Source organism: Magnetospirillum sp., assembly GCA_027532905.1.
Taxonomy (GTDB): Bacteria; Pseudomonadota; Alphaproteobacteria; order CACIAM-22H2; family CACIAM-22H2; genus Tagaea.
Genome location: JAPZUA010000005.1, coordinates 80,656 through 96,400, shown reverse-complemented (window position 1 = coordinate 96,400; position 15,745 = coordinate 80,656). Strand labels below are relative to the sequence as shown.

Annotated in this window: 14 protein-coding genes; 10 read left to right on the top strand and 4 right to left on the bottom strand. The window is 65.9% G+C overall.

From position 1 onward, the window contains the following. The first annotated feature begins 89 nt into the window (after nt 1-89). Complete coding sequence (locus O9320_17055) at nt 90-827, top strand: hypothetical protein (protein MCZ8312557.1); 738 nt, start codon at nt 90-92, stop codon at nt 825-827. On the opposite strand, the gene O9320_17050 is transcribed toward O9320_17055, so the two are convergent. Further along, nucleotides 802-2,196, bottom strand: a complete 1,395-nt coding sequence (locus tag O9320_17050; GenBank protein ID MCZ8312556.1) for a cytochrome P450 — start codon at nt 2,194-2,196, stop codon at nt 802-804. The two genes, O9320_17055 and O9320_17050, sit on opposite strands and share 26 nt — an antisense overlap. Nucleotides 2,197-2,330: 134 nt before the next feature. Between O9320_17050 and bchI the strand changes: the two genes are divergently transcribed. Next, a complete protein-coding gene (gene bchI, locus O9320_17045; protein MCZ8312555.1) occupies nt 2,331-3,353 on the top strand; it encodes a magnesium chelatase ATPase subunit I in 1,023 nt (340 codons plus the stop codon). Beyond that, nucleotides 3,350-5,119 (top strand): magnesium chelatase subunit D, encoded by a 1,770-nt coding sequence (locus O9320_17040; GenBank protein MCZ8312554.1) that lies wholly within the window; start codon nt 3,350-3,352, stop codon nt 5,117-5,119. Before bchI ends, O9320_17040 begins: the two co-directional genes overlap by 4 nt. Here O9320_17040 and O9320_17035 read toward each other — a convergent pair. Further along, the gene (locus tag O9320_17035; GenBank protein ID MCZ8312553.1) at nt 5,116-5,997 is read right to left on the bottom strand and encodes an alpha/beta fold hydrolase; all 882 of its coding nucleotides are present in this window, start codon (nt 5,995-5,997) and stop codon (nt 5,116-5,118) included. The genes O9320_17040 and O9320_17035 overlap by 4 nt on opposite strands. 123 nt (nt 5,998-6,120) lie before the next feature. On the opposite strand from O9320_17035, the gene O9320_17030 reads away from it, so the two are divergent. The 3 genes from O9320_17030 to O9320_17020 are packed head-to-tail and all read left to right on the top strand — an operon-like array spanning nt 6,121 to nt 8,884. Further along, the gene (locus O9320_17030) at nt 6,121-7,656 is read left to right on the top strand and encodes a phytoene desaturase (GenBank protein MCZ8312552.1); all 1,536 of its coding nucleotides are present in this window, start codon (nt 6,121-6,123) and stop codon (nt 7,654-7,656) included. Then, nucleotides 7,637-8,695 carry a phytoene/squalene synthase family protein gene (locus O9320_17025; GenBank protein MCZ8312551.1) on the top strand — a complete coding sequence of 353 codons (1,059 nt, stop codon included), beginning with the start codon at nt 7,637-7,639 and terminating at the stop codon, nt 8,693-8,695. Before O9320_17030 ends, O9320_17025 begins: the two co-directional genes overlap by 20 nt. A gap of 15 nt (nt 8,696-8,710) precedes the next feature. Further along, nucleotides 8,711-8,884 (top strand): hypothetical protein, encoded by a 174-nt coding sequence (locus tag O9320_17020; protein MCZ8312550.1) that lies wholly within the window; start codon nt 8,711-8,713, stop codon nt 8,882-8,884. A gap of 219 nt (nt 8,885-9,103) precedes the next feature. Here O9320_17020 and O9320_17015 read toward each other — a convergent pair whose 3' ends face one another. Together O9320_17015 and crtI are read right to left on the bottom strand one after the other, a co-directional pair. Beyond that, nucleotides 9,104-9,814 (bottom strand): carotenoid 1,2-hydratase, encoded by a 711-nt coding sequence (locus O9320_17015; protein ID MCZ8312549.1) that lies wholly within the window; start codon nt 9,812-9,814, stop codon nt 9,104-9,106. 155 nt (nt 9,815-9,969) lie between these two features. Beyond that, nucleotides 9,970-11,505 carry a phytoene desaturase family protein gene (gene crtI, locus O9320_17010; protein MCZ8312548.1) on the bottom strand — a complete coding sequence of 512 codons (1,536 nt, stop codon included), beginning with the start codon at nt 11,503-11,505 and terminating at the stop codon, nt 9,970-9,972. Between the two features lie 121 nt (nt 11,506-11,626). On the opposite strand from crtI, the gene O9320_17005 reads away from it, so the two are divergent. The 4 genes from O9320_17005 to O9320_16990 all read left to right on the top strand — a co-directional run bounded on the left by O9320_17005 (nt 11,627) and on the right by O9320_16990 (nt 15,741). Then, nucleotides 11,627-12,496 carry a polyprenyl synthetase family protein gene (locus O9320_17005; protein MCZ8312547.1) on the top strand — a complete coding sequence of 290 codons (870 nt, stop codon included), beginning with the start codon at nt 11,627-11,629 and terminating at the stop codon, nt 12,494-12,496. A gap of 10 nt (nt 12,497-12,506) precedes the next feature. Further along, a complete protein-coding gene (locus O9320_17000; GenBank protein MCZ8312546.1) occupies nt 12,507-13,679 on the top strand; it encodes a methyltransferase in 1,173 nt (390 codons plus the stop codon). Nucleotides 13,680-13,777: 98 nt separating this feature from the next. Next, nucleotides 13,778-14,743, top strand: coding sequence for a chlorophyll synthesis pathway protein BchC (gene bchC / locus O9320_16995; GenBank protein ID MCZ8312545.1), 966 nt, complete (start codon nt 13,778-13,780; stop codon nt 14,741-14,743). Further along, on the top strand, nt 14,740-15,741 hold the full coding sequence (locus O9320_16990) for a chlorophyllide a reductase iron protein subunit X (protein MCZ8312544.1): 1,002 nt from the start codon (nt 14,740-14,742) through the stop codon (nt 15,739-15,741). The genes bchC and O9320_16990 overlap by 4 nt, the downstream gene beginning before the upstream one ends. Nucleotides 15,742-15,745 lie beyond the last annotated feature (4 nt).

Genomic DNA, 15,745 nt, shown 5'->3' with positions numbered 1-15,745 from the left:
AGCACACTGGTACCGCGAGACTGTAAACCGACGAAGCCGTTCGCAAGTATGCGCGCACCTGCTAAACTCCTCTGCAGGGGGAAAAAGCCGTGATCGAAATCGTCTTCATGTGCTTTCTGGTCGTGCATGTCGCGACGGGGGCAACGGGGCTGGTGTCGTTTTGGGTGCCGGTCGTCGGCCGCAAGGGGGCAGCAGCACATCGGCGCTGGGGGCGCGTCTTCTACAATTGCCTGCTTGTCACGGCCACAATGGCGATCGGCATGAGCCTTTGCTCGCTCGCGGCACCGCTCGAGACCCATCCCAAGCTCGACGATGCTGCCCTTGTGCGCGGCCTGTTCGGCTGGATGATGCTCTATCTGGCGATCTTGACGGTGAGCCTGTGCTGGCACGGCATGACCGTGATCCGCAACAAACTCGATCATGCGGCCAACCGCAGTTGGCCCAATGTGGCATTGCAGCTATTGGTGATTGCCACTGCAGCGAACTGCGCGTTTCAGGGCTGGCTGATCGGCCAGCCATTGATGATGGGCATTTCCGCGGTTGGGATCGCGTCGGGCGCAACCAACCTCTATTTTGCAGTCAAGGCCGAGCCGGGGCGCACCGACTATCTCAAAGAGCATGTGAAGGCGCTTGTGGGCGCGGGAATCTCGGTCTATACGGCGTTTCTGGCGTTCGGCGCCGTGCGCCTCATGCCGCACAACGCCTTCAGCCCGACCCTGTGGGCGATCCCGCTGGCGACCGGCATCGCGCTCATCGTCTACCACCAGTTCCAAATCGACCGCAAAGCGCGGCGGGCACGCCTCAACGTCGGCGCACTCGCACGCTGATTTCGCGCGCCGGGCGCGTGGTTAGGCGCGCCACGGGCCGTACTTTTTCGGGTGCGAGCGTTTCGAAATCGTAGCGCCGCACGAGGCGTGCCAAGATGAGGCAGCTTTCGAACGTCGCGAACGCGGCACCCACGCAGATGCGCTGGCCGAGCCCGAACGGCATGTAGGTGCCGGGCACGAGGTTCTTTTCGTTTTCGGGCGCGAACCGGTCGGGATCGAAGCGATCGGCGTTTTTCCAGTAGATCGCATTGCGATGCGTGGCCCACGGGGCCAGCATCACCATCGCCCCACGCTTGATGCGCCGGCCCGCGATCATCGTATCGGCCGCCGCCACGCGCGGCAGGAACGTAATCGGCGGATAGAGCCGCAAGGTCTCGCGGAACACGTTGCGCACATAGACCATCTGCTTGGCGTGGTCGAATTCGACCGGCCCGTCGCCCGAGATGCGCGCGATTTCGGCGCGCATGCGTGCCACGATTTCGGGCCGCATCGACAGGATGAAAAATACCCACGTCAATGCGCTCGCGGTCGTTTCGTGCCCGGCCAGGAAAAAGACGCCGATCTGGTCGATCAGCTCTTCGCGCGTGAAGCTGAGGCCGCTTTGCGGATCTTGTGCGGCGATCACCGCACCGGCGATGTCGTCGATCTGGGGTGCCCCGGCGGCAAGCCGCGGATCGATGAGATCGCCGATATGCCGCCGAATACGCGCGCACGCCTCGAGCACCGACGCCGATTGGTGCACATGCGCGAACGGCTTGCCGAAAATGAGCCGCCCGAGCTCGACATTGGCCACGTGCCGCTCGAACACCAAGAAGTTATCGAATACGTCGCGCGCCGTCTGCGATTCGAGCGATTTGGAAAAAATCGTGCGGCAGACGATGTCGGCCGTCAGATGGCTCATGGCTGCGTCGAGCGAGATCGTTTCGCCTTTGCCTGCAACCTCGTCGAGATGGTTTTCGTAGTCGTCGACTGTTGCGGCCATCACGTCGAAAGCGCGGTTGATGCGCATATGCGAGAAGGCGGGATCGATCATGCGGCGCTGGCGGCGCCAGATCTCGCCGCTCGAGACGAACATCGAATTGCCGACGAGCGGCTCGAGTGCGCCCACCATCAGATCGTTCTTCGGATAGATGCCTTCGGCATCGGCGAAGATTTCGGTCGAGACGGCAGGATCGTTGACGAGCAGGATCGAGCGGCGCGAGAAGCCAAGCGGCGTGATTGGCTTCGAATAGGCTTCGGCCGGTAGCAGGCTCAAAAGATCCTGCTCGCCGCGCAGCACCGTTCGCACGAGGGCCGCGAGTGCGGACAAAGGTGCGGGTGCCGGCGGCCGGTATAGCGCGTTGGCGTCGATCGGTTTTCCCCCAGTCACAAGGCCTCGAGCCTAAGTGCTTGGCCCGGTGTGCGGCAAGAGGCGCCTTTGCCCATTGACCCGGCGAATCGCGCGGCTAATGTGGCTGGGCAGGTCCCTGGGGGCAAAGGGATTCGCATAGCGGGGGAGAGGGCATGTCGGTTGCGTTTCCGTTTTCGGCCATTGTCGGGCAGGACGAACTCAAGCTCGCTTTGACGGTGGCCGCCATCGATCCCGGCATCGGCGGTCTGCTCGTGTTCGGCGACCGCGGCACGGGCAAGTCGACGGCCGTTCGCGCCCTTGCTGCCTTGCTGCCGAAGATGCGCGCGGTCGATGGCTGCCCTTACAGTTGCGATCCCGACGGCGATCTTGCCGCTTGCCCCTATTGCAGCACACACAAAGAGGCGCGCACGCGCACGCGGGCTGCGCCCGTTCCGGTCGTCGATCTGCCCTTGGGGGCGACCGAAGACCGTGTGGTGGGTGCGCTCGATCTCGAGCGTGCGCTCGCGCGCGGCGAAAAAGCCTTCGAGCCCGGCCTGCTCGCGCGCGCCAATCGCGGCTTTCTCTATATCGACGAGGTGAACCTGCTTGAGGACCATCTCGTCGATTTGCTGATCGACGTGGCCGCTTCGGGCGAGAACGTCGTCGAGCGCGAAGGTTTGAGCGTGCGCCATCCCGCGCGCTTTTCGCTGATCGGCAGCGGCAACCCCGAGGAGGGCGAATTGCGCCCGCAGTTGCTCGACCGGTTCGGCCTGTCGATCGAAGTCAAAACGCCGACCGATCTTGAAACGCGCATCGAGGTCGTGAAGCGCCGCGACCTGTTCGAACGCGACCGAGCAGCGTTCGTCGAAAAATGGAAGGCGGCCGACGCCAAGCTTCGCGCGCGCATCGTGGCCGCGCGCAAGCGCCTCGCCGTCATCGAAGTGGGCGACGCCGCGTTGAAGCGCGTGGCCGAACTTTGCATGAAGCTCGGCACCGACGGTCTGCGCGGCGAGATCACGCTCATTCGCGCTGCCCGCGCCCTTGCCGCCCTCGATGGCGATGCAAGCGTCGGCGATTCGCACATTCGGCGCTTGGCACCTTCCGTGCTGCGCCATCGGCTGCGGCGCAATCCGCTCGACGATACTGGCTCGAGCGTGCGCGTCGAACGCGCCATTTCCGAACTTTTCGGCGCGTGAGCGACGGCGGGCCCATGGCCGGCTCGGCGTGGGAGCGCGCGGTTTTGGCCGTGCAACTGCTTGCGATCGATCCGGCAGGGTTGGGCGGTTTGCATTTGCGTGCCCCCGCAGGCTTTGCGCGCGATGCTTTGCTCGCACTGCTGCGCGATCTCTTGCCCGCACAAGCGCCCTGGAAGCGCGTGCCCTTGCAGATCGCCGACGAGCGGCTCTTGGGCGGGCTCGATCTTGCCGCGACCTTGAAGGCGGGCCGCCCGGTGGCCGAGCGCGGCGTGTTGGCCGAGGTCGATGGCGGCGTGGCCGTGTTTGCGATGGCCGAGCGGTTGGCGCCTGAGACGGCTGCGCGCATCGTGGCCGTACTCGACCGCGGCGAAGTGGTGCTGGCGCGCGACGGTTTATCTTCGGTGACACCGACCCGGCTTGCCGCGATCGCCCTCGACGAAGCGGTCGAAGCCGACGAACGGCTGCCTGCCGCTTTTGCCGAACGGCTCGCGTTTTTTGCTGAGCTTGGCGCCGTGCGGCACGGCGAGATCGGTGCTTCTTCGATCGACCGCGACGCGATCGCAGCCGCACGCGCAAGCCTGAGCCAGATCGAAATAGCGCCCGAGATGCAGGCCGCGATCTGCGCTACGGCGTTGGCGCTCGGCATCGGCTCTTCGCGCGCCGACCTGCTCGCCTTGCGGGCCGCGCGCGCTTCGGCCGCCTTGTTCGGCCGGGCGGAAGTGGCGGGCGACGATGTGTCGGTGGCGTGTGCTCTGGTGCTGGCGCATCGCGCGACGCAAGTGCCCGCCCCGCCAGCCGAAGAGGAACAAGAAGAGGCGTCCCCACCCCCGCCGCCCGACCAGGGCGACGATGCCGAGCCGCCGTCGGATTCGGCCACGCCCGACAAACCGCTCGACGACATGGTGCTCGAAGCGGCGGCCGCTGCGATCCCGCCCGATCTGCTGGCACGCCTCAAGGTTGCCAAGGCGCTTGGCGGGGGCTCTGCGTCGGCTGGCAAGTCGGGCGCTTTGCAGAAATCCGGCAAGCGCGGCAGGCCCGCCGGGATTTTTCGTGGGTTGCCGGGCCAGCGCAATGCGCGGCTAAATCTCGTGGCGACCTTGCGTGCGGCCGCTCCCTGGCAGCGCATTCGCGCGGCTTCATCCGGTGCAGCGGCTCCGCGTGTGCGCGTGTTGTCCGAGGATTTCCGCGTGACGCGCTTCAAGCAGCGCCGCGAGACGACGACGATCTTCGCGATCGACGCGTCGGGCTCGGCCGCTTTGCATCGTTTGGCCGAGACCAAGGGGGCGGTCGAATTGCTGCTCGCCGACTGCTATGTGCGGCGCGACCGTGTGTCGGTGATCGCTTTCCGCGCCGGGCGTGCCGAACTCGTCCTGCCGCCCACGCGCTCGCTTGTGCGCGCCAAACGCGCTTTGGCGGGTTTGCCGGGCGGGGGTGGAACGCCGCTTGCGACCGGCATGGATACAGCGCGCGAGCTTGCCGAAGCCATTCGCCGCCAGGGCGGCACGCCCACCTTGGTGCTGCTGACAGACGGTCGCGCCAACGTGACGCGGGCCGGGATCGGCGGCCGCGAAATCGCCGAGGCCGATGCGCTGGATGCGGCACGCCGAATTCGTGCGACGTCTTTGCGTGCCTTGCTCGTCGATACGGGTCCGCGCCCAACGCCGCTTGCGCAGACGCTGAGTGCGGCGATGGGGGCCGTGTATCTCGCCTTGCCGCGCGCCGATGCCGCGACGCTGAATCGGGTCGTGCGCGGCAGCTTTACTTAAGACGCACCCCAGGTTGCAGCATAGCGGCGAATGGAAGCGGCCGCCGCTGCGGGATCTTCCTCGTGTGCGAGATGGCCGAGGCCGCTTTGCGTTTCCACGACCGCCTCTGGCAGCAGCAGGCGCACGCGCTGCGCATCGCGCGGCGGCACCGTGCGGTCGTTGGCACCCACGACCAGGGCCAGAGGTACGGCGAGTTTCGGCAGATCGCGCACGAACGCATCGAGATCCCAGTTCGCCATCATGCCGAGCGTGGCTTCGACATGGCGCGGGCTCGCCATGAGGCGGCGGTAGAATTCGATGCCGCTCGGATCGAGCCGCGAGCCCGTATCGGCCATCAGCCGTTCGATCGCAGCACGATCCTTGGCGCGCCACGCCACGAGATCGGGGATCAGCGGCAGGTTCGCGAGCAGCTTGGCGGCCGGCGAAAAGAAGCGCCCGGCGAACCCGCGCAGCGGCAGCAACGCGCCGTTCAGCGACACGAGGCCCGCCGGCGCTATGCGGCCGTCCAGGCACATGCGCGCTGCGATCGCCGCACCGGCCGAATGGCCCACGCACAGCGAAGGTGCCAGGACCAATTCTTCGAGCAGTTGGCCCGTGGCTTTGGCCATGCCCGGTAGCGAGAGGTGCGGTGCCGATGGAATGTCGGAAAAACCGTGGCCGGGCAGATCGGGGGCCACGACGGTAAAATGTTCCGCGAGCAGCGGCAGCACGCCGCGCCAGGAGTGGGTGGCAGCCCCTGTGCCGTGGATCAGCAGCACCACGGGACCGCTGCCCGCGACCTGCACATGCCAGCGCAATCCGCCCGCATTTACGAAGCGGCTAGCGCTGCGGTTGGGCCAATCGGCTCCCGCCCGGTCCCAGTTTGGTCCCGCCGCCATGCCCGTCCAGATCCCCTGTCGTAAAGATTCTGTCAGCTTAGCTTGATGAACGTCTTCCGAAAAGTGCCAAGCTAGGTTTACAGTAGGACTCGGGGGACGTCACTCGCCTGGGGGGAAGGGCAAATGACCGTGGCATTCATACGCGAGCCGAAGACCGGTTCGAGCGATCTCGATCCGCGACCGCATGCGATCGTGATCGGCAGCGGCTTCGGCGGGCTCGCGGCCGCGATCCGGCTGGGCGCGCGCGGCTACCGGGTGACCGTGCTCGAGAAGCTCGAACAGGCCGGTGGGCGCGCTTCCGTCTTTCGCCAGGACGGCTTTGCCTTCGATGCCGGCCCCACCATCATCACGGCCCCGCACATGCTTGAGGAACTCTGGACCCTGTGCGGGCGCAAGATGGCGGACGATCTGACGCTGCGCGCGATCGATCCTTTCTATCGCATCTGCTTCGAGAACGGCAAAAGCTTCGACTATTCGGGCGACCCCGACCGCATGCGCGCGGAGGTCGCAAAATTCAATCCGGCCGACGTCGCCGGGTTCGAGCGCTTCGTCAAAGCGAGCGAGGACATTTTCAAGGTCGGCTTCGAACAGCTCGTCGACCAGCCCTTCGGCTCGTTCCTCGACATGGTCAAGATAGCCCCTGCATTGCTGCGGCTCGAAAGCTACCGCACGGTCTACAGCCTCGTCTCGAAGCACATCCAGGATCCGCAGCTGCGCGAGCTTCTGAGCTTCCATCCGCTGCTCGTCGGCGGCAATCCGTTCGCGGCCAGTGCGATCTTCTGCCTGATCGCGTTTCTCGAACGCAAATGGGGCGTGCATTTTGCGATGGGCGGCATGGGGGCCGTGGTGCAGGGGCTCGTGGGCCTCATCGAAGGCCAGGGCGGTACTTTGCGCTGCAACGCCACGGTATCGCGCATCGAAGTGTCGAACCGCCGCGCCACGGGCGTCACCTTGGCGAACGGCGAGACGCTGGCGGCGGACATCGTCGTCTCGAACGCGGACTCGGCCTACACCTACCGCAGCATGATCGAGCCCCAGCATCGCCGCCGCTGGACCGACCGCAAGGTCGAAAACATGCGCTATTCGATGGGGCTGTTCGTCTGGTATTTCGGCACCAAGCGCCGCTACGAAGACGTGCAGCACCACACGATCCTGATGGGCCCGCGCTACCGCGATTTGCTGCGGGACATTTTCGAGCGCAAGCACCTGTCGGACGATTTCAGCCTCTATCTGCACCGCCCGACCGCGACCGACCCCACCTTGGCGCCACCGGGCTGCGATGCGTTCTACGTGCTGTCGCCCGTCCCGCACATGGATGCGGGCGTCGACTGGACCCAACAGGCCGAGCCCTATCGCCGCCGCATCGCCGACTATCTCTCGAGCACGCTGCTGCCCGATCTCGAGGCCAATGTCGTGTCCTCGCGCATGCTGACCCCGCTCGATTTCCAGGACCGCTATCTGTCCTTCAAGGGGGCGGCCTTCGGCATGGAGCCGATTTTGACGCAGAGTGCGTGGTTCCGACCCCACAATCGCAGCGAAGACATCGACAATCTCTTCCTCGTCGGTGCGGGTACCCATCCGGGTGCCGGCGTGCCAGGCGTGCTGGCTTCGGCACGCGTTCTCGATGCGGTGGTCCCCCATGCACGCCAGTTCGTCTAAGCGCACCGCGAAGTTCGAGGCCGATCTTGCTGCCTGCCGCAAGGCTTTGCGCGGCGGTTCGCATACGTTTTTTGCGGCCTCGCTGATCTTGCCGCAGGCGGTGCGCGGGCCCGCCTCGGCCCTCTACGCCTTCTGCCGCCTGGCCGACGACGCGATCGATCTCGCCACCGACCACCATGCGGCCCTCGAAGGCTTGCATCGGCGCCTGGCGCGCGCCTATGCGGGCGATCCGGTGAACGATCCCGCCGACCGCGCCTTTGCCGCGACGGTCGAGCATTTTGCGATCCCGGTCGAACTGCCGGCAGCCCTGCTCGACGGTTTTGCGTGGGATGCGCAAGGGCGCCGCTATCCGGACATCGAAGCGCTCTACGACTATTCGGCGCGCGTGGCGGGCACCGTGGGTGCGATGATGGCGATCGTGATGGGTGCGCGCAGCCCCGAAGCGCTCGCGCGCGCGTGCGAACTCGGCGTTGCCATGCAGCTCACCAACATCGCGCGCGACGTTGGCGAGGATGCGCGCATGGGCCGGCTCTATCTGCCGCTCGACTGGATGCAGGAAGCTGGCCTCGATCCCGAAGCTTGGCTCGCCAAGCCCGTCTTCGATGCGCGCCTCGCATCCGTCGTGCGCCGGCTGCTCGAGACGGCCGAAGGGCTCTACGCGCGCGGCGAAGCCGGCATCCCGAAGCTGCCGCTCGGCTGCCGGCCCGCGATCCGTGCGGCCGCCCGGCTCTATGCCGAAATCGGCCATGCGGTGGTGCGCAACGGTTGCGATTCGGTTTCCACGCGTGCGGTGGTGCCGATCGTGCGCAAGCTTGCCGTGCTCACGGGTGCTGCCATGGCCGGGCGCTCCGACATGCAGCCCGAGCCGCAAGCGCCCTTGCGCGCGATCCGCTATCTCGTGCGCGCGGTCGAACCGCATTCGGTGTCGAGCGAGCAGGCCCAAGTGGCGTGGTGGAACCTCGTGGCGCGCACGGTGCGCATCCTCGAGCTGTTCGAGCGTCTGGATGCGCGCGACCAGGCGCGCATCGGGCGCTCCTAGCGCCTCTCCCGCGCGATGGCCGAAGAAGCCAACTATGCGGGCCTTGTCGAGCTTGTGCTGACCGGCGTTTTGGCGCTCGCTTTCGGCGTGCACCAGATGCTCGATCTGCGCCGCGAGCGCGAGAAGCGCGAAGCCGCCAAGCGCCAAGCCGCCGCTGTCGCAGCAGCTGCCGAGCCGCCCAAAGAATAGGTTACATCCGGCGACAACCGGCAACCGTCGCCTGTTTATCGCGTTGATTTTCCACAGATGTAACCGCCGCGACGATTGTCAGTTACGTATTTTTGGTGCTACAAAAACAGTGTTTTTCGTCGATATTCACCTGTCAAACAGCGCACGCCCGCGTTGAATAGGCGATGCGCAATTGAAGCACAAAACGACACAATTTTGAAGGTTGTCGATTCGATCCCGCTATCGGCTGAGCCTCGGCATGCGGAAGGGGAGCAGGGTCTGGACCCAACGCGAGTCGAAGCGGTCGAGCGACAGGCTTTCGTGCATGGCCGTGACGTCGTGGCCGTTCCAGCGTGCGCCCACGACCGAGCGCGCATAGAAGGGCGTGTCTTCGAGCGTGTCGACCACGCGCGCTGAACTTTGGGCGTCGCTGCGCGTCGCACGGGCCACGCGCCAGCCGGTCGTGGCGAGTTTCACGCGCGGCGGCGGTTCGAACGCGGTGGCCGTTCCGTCGGAAGCAAATTTGGCGGCGATCGACAGGCTTGTGCCGTCGCGGCGGTTTACGTCGTAGAGGACAGCCGCCTCGTGCCCCATATCGGCGCGCGACCAGTCCCAATCGACGAACGAGCGTTCGAGCGGCACGTCGCCCGAATTGCCGTCGAGATAGCCCGAGCCTTGCCAGCTTAAGTCCGGATTTTTCATCTCGACCGAGACGCGCGCGCGCGGGCCGAACGGGTGCCAGCGATGGCCGCCGGCTGCATCGAGCAGGAACGGGGCTGCGGGCGCGCATTCGGGTGTGACGCGCACCGTCCCGCGCACGCGATAGGGGATCGGCATGCCGATCTCGGCGATCTCGAAAACGAGGCTCTTGCCGTCCCACGCGATCGCACTGGGGCCGATGCGCAAATGCGTTTCGTCGCGCGTGAGGGCGCCGCGCCCGCGTTCGGTCAATGCCCAGCGTTTGCCGGAAGCGCCGTACAGAGCGACGTTCAGCGCGCAATGGTTTTCGGGATCGCCGCGCCCTTGGCGGCGCGCATAGGCGTAGTAGGGCGAGAAGACGCTGCCGATGAACGCGATCAGCGTGATGCCGTGGCGGCCGTCGTCGCTTATGCCGTCCGCGTACCACCACGCGTAGCCGTCTTGCGGGACGGCGACATCGAATCGAACTGGGCGCGCACGCTCGCCGCCGCCAGCCGCCCCGACAGAGCCGCCATCGGCACGCCCGCCCCCGGATGCACGCTGCCCCCCGCCAGATGCAGGCCCGGGATCTTGCTGTGCGCTGAGGGTCGTTGGAACGACGCCATCCAGCCGTGCGAGGCCTGGCCGTAGAGCGCTCCGCCCGTCGCCGGGAACAGCTGCTCGAAGCCGCGCGGGCTCGTCGCCACGGTCGTTTCCGGTTCGATCGTCAGCGTCAGGCCGCAACGCTTGAGAAGAGCCAGCATGGATGCCCGGCATTTTTCGATCTCCGCTTCGTCGAAAGCATGTGTGTCGCCCTTGGCGGGCGCGTTGATGAGGCACAGAAGGCGTTCTTGGTCGGGTGCTTTTGCGTCGTCGCCGCGATCCTGCGCGCAGATATAGACGGTGGCTTCGGCCGGGATTTCGCCGCGTTTGAAGATCGCATCGAACTCGGCCGGATAGTCGCGCGCGAAAAACACGTTGTGGCGCAGCAACGGAAAGCCTTCGCAACGCGCAACGGTTGCCCAGGTGACGGCCGAGAGCGAACGCTGGCCGGGTGCTGCTCCAAGGGCTGCGCGCCGCACGCCGGGGCCGAAACGGCCCGTGGAGAGCGCGGTAACGTCAGCCGCCGAGACGACCGCGTCGGCGTCGATCTCGGTGCCGTCTTCGAGTGTCACGCCGCACACGCGGCTCTGTGCGGTGCGGATTTTGGCGACATGCGCGTTGTAGCGGATCGTCGCACCCTTCTTTTGCGCAAGCTCGCCCACCGCGCGCGCCACGCGATGCATGCCGCCTTCGACGCTCCACACGCCGTTCTGCTCGACATGCGCGATCAGCATGAGCGTTGCCGGGCAGCGGAACGGCGAAGAGCCGACATAGGTCGAATAGCGGCCGAACAATTGGCGCAAACGCGGATCGCGGAAATGCTCGCCCAAGGCCGCCCACAAGGTTGCGAAGGGCGACACGGCCAAGAGATCGCTCATGCCCGAAAGGCCGGTGCCGCGCACAAGCGTTAAAGGCGAGGGGCGGTCGGCGCGGATGAAGGGCCGCTCGAGGGCGCCGTAGACGCGCTTGGCGCGCGCGCAGAACTCGCGATAGCCGCGTGCTTCGGCGGCACCCGCGAAACTGCCGATCGCGTCGGCGGAGCGTTCGATGTCGGCAAACAGATCCAGCCGCTCAGTCTCGCTCCAGGCATGGCGCGCGAGGATTTCAAGTGGCGTGAGCTTCAGATGGTCTTCGAGGCGGGCACCCGCGGCCGCGAAAATGTCCTCGAAGACCCAGCGCATCGTGAACACGGTCGGGCCGCCGTCGATGCGCGCATCGCCGATCGGGATATGGCGCATCTTGCCGCCCGGCTGGGCAGCACGCTCGAGGATTTCGACCGCGAAGCCGGCCGAGGCCAATTCAAGGCCGGCAACCAGGCCCGCTATGCCGGCCCCGACGATCGCGACGCGCTTCTGGGTCATCGTCCTTTAGACACGTACTTGAGAAAGCCATTGACTCATCTGTCAACAATACATGACAATCCAAACTGACAAAAGAAACTTACATAAAATCCCCAAACCGGGATCGGAAAGGGACCAAGCCATGGAAAGTGCGAGCCGAATCGAACGGGCACTGGCGGCGGCGTTGGCCCGGACCGATGGTCCCGGCGCCCCGCCACGTCTGCGCGCGGCGTTGGACCATGCGGTTTTCCCGGGCGGTGCGCGCATTCGGCCGAAGCTTTGCCTTGCCGTGGCGCAAGCGTGCGGCGACGCAAATCCCGCACTGACCGATGCCGCTGCCGCCGCGATCGAGTTGCTGCATTGCGCCTCGCTGGTGCACGACGACCTGCCCTGTTTCGACGACGCCGAAACGCGCCGCGGCAAGCCCACGGTGCATCGTGCGTATGGCGAGCCGTTGGCCGTTTTGGCCGGCGACGCGCTGATCGTGCTGGCGTTCGAGACAGTGGCGCAAGGGGCGGCGGGTGCTTTGCATCTGCTTGCACCGGTTTTGATGACGGTCGGCCGCGCAGTGGGCGCACCCAACGGCATCGTTGCGGGCCAAGCGTGGGAGAGCGAGCCGCAGGTGGCCCTTGCCGCCTATCAGCAAGCCAAAACCGGCGCTTTGTTTGCGGCTGCGACAGTTGCGGGTGCCACGTCGGCGGGTTTCGAGGGCGAGGCCTGGCGCGTGCTGGGCGAGCGTCTGGGCGAGTCGTTCCAGATCGCCGACGATGTGCTCGATGCCTGCGCCAAGAGCGAGGCGATCGGCAAGCCCGTCGGCAAGGATGCGCTGCTGGGCCGGCCCAATGCCGTGCATCAGCTGGGTTTGCGCGGCGCCATCGACCATTTCGACGAGCTTGTGGCCGAGGCGATCGGCTCGGTGCCGGCATGCCCTGGCTTTGCCGTGCTGCGCGCGCAGATCGAAGCGCAGACCAAGCGCCTGCTGCCCAAAGAACTCGCGGTAAACGCTGCTTGACGGATCTTCGATGATCGAAGCGCATCGCCTCGGTCGCCCGCCTATGGCGCCTTCTGAGAAACCGGCCGCGTCGTTGCTTGATCGGCTCTACGGGCTTTACGAGCGTTTGCTCGGCAGTCCACGCTTCCAGCGTTGGGCATCGTCTTTCGTGCTGACGCGGCCGATGGCGCGCAAGCGCGCACGCGCACTCTTCGATATCTGCGCTGGCTTCATCTATTCGCAAGTGCTGCTCGCGTGCGTGCGATTGAAGCTGTTCGACATGCTGGCCGAAGGGCCGCAGACGGTGGCGCAGCTTTCACCGCGTCTGCAACTGTCGCCCGATGCCGCCAAGCGCTTGCTCGAAGCGGCCGTTTCTCTCGATCTTGTGTCGCGGCGTTCGGGCGAACGCTACGGACTTGGTTCGCATGGGGCCGCGTTGCGCGCCAATCCCGGCATTGCCGCGATGGTCGAGCACCACGCCCTCGTCTATCGCGACTTGGCCGATCCGGTGGCGCTGCTGCGTGGGCAGGGCACGCGCACCGATCTCGGCGGCTATTGGCCTTATTCGCAATCGGACGATCCGCGCAATCTTTCGGCCGAGCAGGTTGCGGCCTATTCCGAGCTCATGTCGGTCTCGCAGCCTTTTGTGGCGGCCGACATTCTTGATGCCTATCCGCTCGATGCTCACCGCTGCCTGCTCGATGTCGGCGGCGGCGAGGGCACGTTCCTCGCGTCGGCCGCTTCGCGCGCACCGCACCTCAAACTCATGCTGTTCGATCTGCCGCAAGTGGCAGCCCGCGCGCGCAACCGATTTGCGCTGGCAGGACTCGCCGCCCGTGCGACCGCCTATGGCGGCGACTTCGCGCGCGACTCGCTTCCGCAAGGGGCCGACATCGCGTCGCTCGTGCGCGTGCTGCACGACCACAACGACGACACGGTGCGCGCGATCCTGCGCGCCGTGCGCGCGGCCTTGCCGCCCGGCGGCACCGTGCTGATCGGCGAACCGATGGCCGACGCGCCGGGGGCACCCACCGTCGGTGCCGCCTATTTCGGTTTCTATCTTTTGGCGATGGGCCAGGGCCGCGCGCGCTCGGCAGCCGAACTTTCGGCCTTCCTGGCGGAGGCCGGATTCGTCGATATCGCCCATCGCCCGACGCGCTTGCCCTTGCAGACAAGCGTGATGGTAGCGCGTGTGCCGACGTAAAATGTAAATCTATGTTGACATCGCAAAGTGTCAGCCTATTATTACTGTCAGAGTTCGAAAAAGGCTGCCGAAACGGCGCCCGAGGGGAAACAGACCGCATGGACACGCTTGCTGTCGTGCTGCAAGAACCGGAAAACATCGATTTGCGCCGCGTCGATCTGACTCCGCCCGGAGACGACGACGTGGTGGTCGATGTTGCCTGGAGCGGCATCAGCACCGGCACGGAAAAACTGCTGTGGAGCGGGCGCATGCCGACCTTCCCGGGCATGGGCTATCCGCTTGTTCCGGGCTACGAATCGGTCGGCCGTATCGCCTCCGTGGGAACCAACGCTGCGCGCGAAACCGACCGCCGCGTCGGCGAGCTGGTGTTTGTTCCTGGCGCGCGCTGTTTCGGCTCCGTGCGCGGGCTTTTCGGCGGGGCTGCCAAACGTCTGATTGTAGGCGGGCGGAAGGTTGAGCCGCTGTCCGAGTCGTTGGGCGAACAAGGCGTTTTGCTGGCCCTTGCCGGTACGGCGTTCCATGCGCTGGCCCCCAACGGTGCCGACGGCGAATTGGCGCTGCCCGATCTTATCGTCGGCCACGGCGTGCTCGGCCGTTTGATCGCGCGCATCGCGGTCGCGACGGGAGCAACGCCGCCGACCGTGTGGGAAGTCAACAAGCTGCGGTGCGGCGGGGCTGCGGGTTATTCGGTTGTCGATCCTGCGGAAGACACGCGGCGCGACTATCGCCGCATTCTCGATGTGAGCGGCGACGCTGGCCTTCTCGATACGCTGATCGGCCGTTTGGCGCCGGGCGGCGAGATCGTGCTCGCAGGCTTCTACAGTGCCCCCATCCAATTTGCGTTTGCGCCCGCCTTCATGCGCGAGGCCCGCCTGCGTATCGCCGCCGAATGGCGCGAAGGCGACATGGCGCAAGTCAAGAAATTGCTGGCCGAAGGGCGCCTCTCGCTCGACGGCCTCATCACCCATCGCAGTGCTGCGGCGAGTGCAAGCTCCGCCTACCGCACGGCGTTCGACGACTCGACCTGTCTCAAAATGATCCTGGATTGGAGTGCGACCGCATGAGCGAGCTTTCCCCGACCGACGCCCTTGGCCAACGCCTGCGCGCCGAAGCGGCCGAACCGCAAGCCTCGATCCCCGTGACGCCCGCCACCAAAGCCACGCAGATCATCGCGATCTACGGCAAAGGCGGCATCGGCAAGAGCTTCACGCTCGCCAACCTCTCCTACATGATGGCGCAGCAAGGCAAGCGCGTGCTGCTGATCGGCTGCGATCCCAAGAGCGACACCACGTCGCTGCTGTTCGGCGGGCGCAGCTGCCCGACCATCATCGAAACCTCGTCGCAGAAGAAGCTGGCGGGCGACCAGGTCAAGATCGGCGACGTGTGCTTCAAGCGCGACGGCGTTTACGCGATGGAGCTCGGCGGGCCGGAAGTCGGTCGCGGCTGCGGCGGGCGCGGCATCATCCACGGTTTCGAACTCCTCGAAAAACTCGGCTTCCACCAGTGGGGCTTCGACTACGTGCTGCTCGACTTCCTGGGCGACGTGGTGTGCGGCGGCTTCGGTCTGCCGATCGCGCGCGACATGTGCCAGAAGGTCATCGTCGTCGGCTCGAACGATCTGCAGTCGCTGTACGTCGCCAACAACGTCTGCTCGGCGGTCGATTATTTCCGCAAGATGGGCGGCAATGTCGGCGTCGCTGGCATGGTCATCAACAAGGACGACGGGACGGGCGAAGCGCACGCCTTCGCCGAGAAGGTCGGCATCCCGGTCCTGTCAGCGATCCCGGCCGACGACGACATTCGCCGCAAGAGTGCGAACTACGAAATCATCGGCAAGCCCGGCGGGCGCTGGGCGCCGATGTTCGAACAGCTCGCATCCCAAGTGGCCGAAGCCCCGCCCGTGCGGCCAACACCGCTCAGCCACGAAAATCTCCTGAACCTGTTCAAGGGCGATGCCGTCGGCCGCGGCGTGGTGCTCGAGCCCGCGACGATGGACGACATGTGCGCAGGACAAGCGGCCCTCGAAAAACCGTCGCTCGAAGTCGTCTACGAAGGGACGTAAGCGC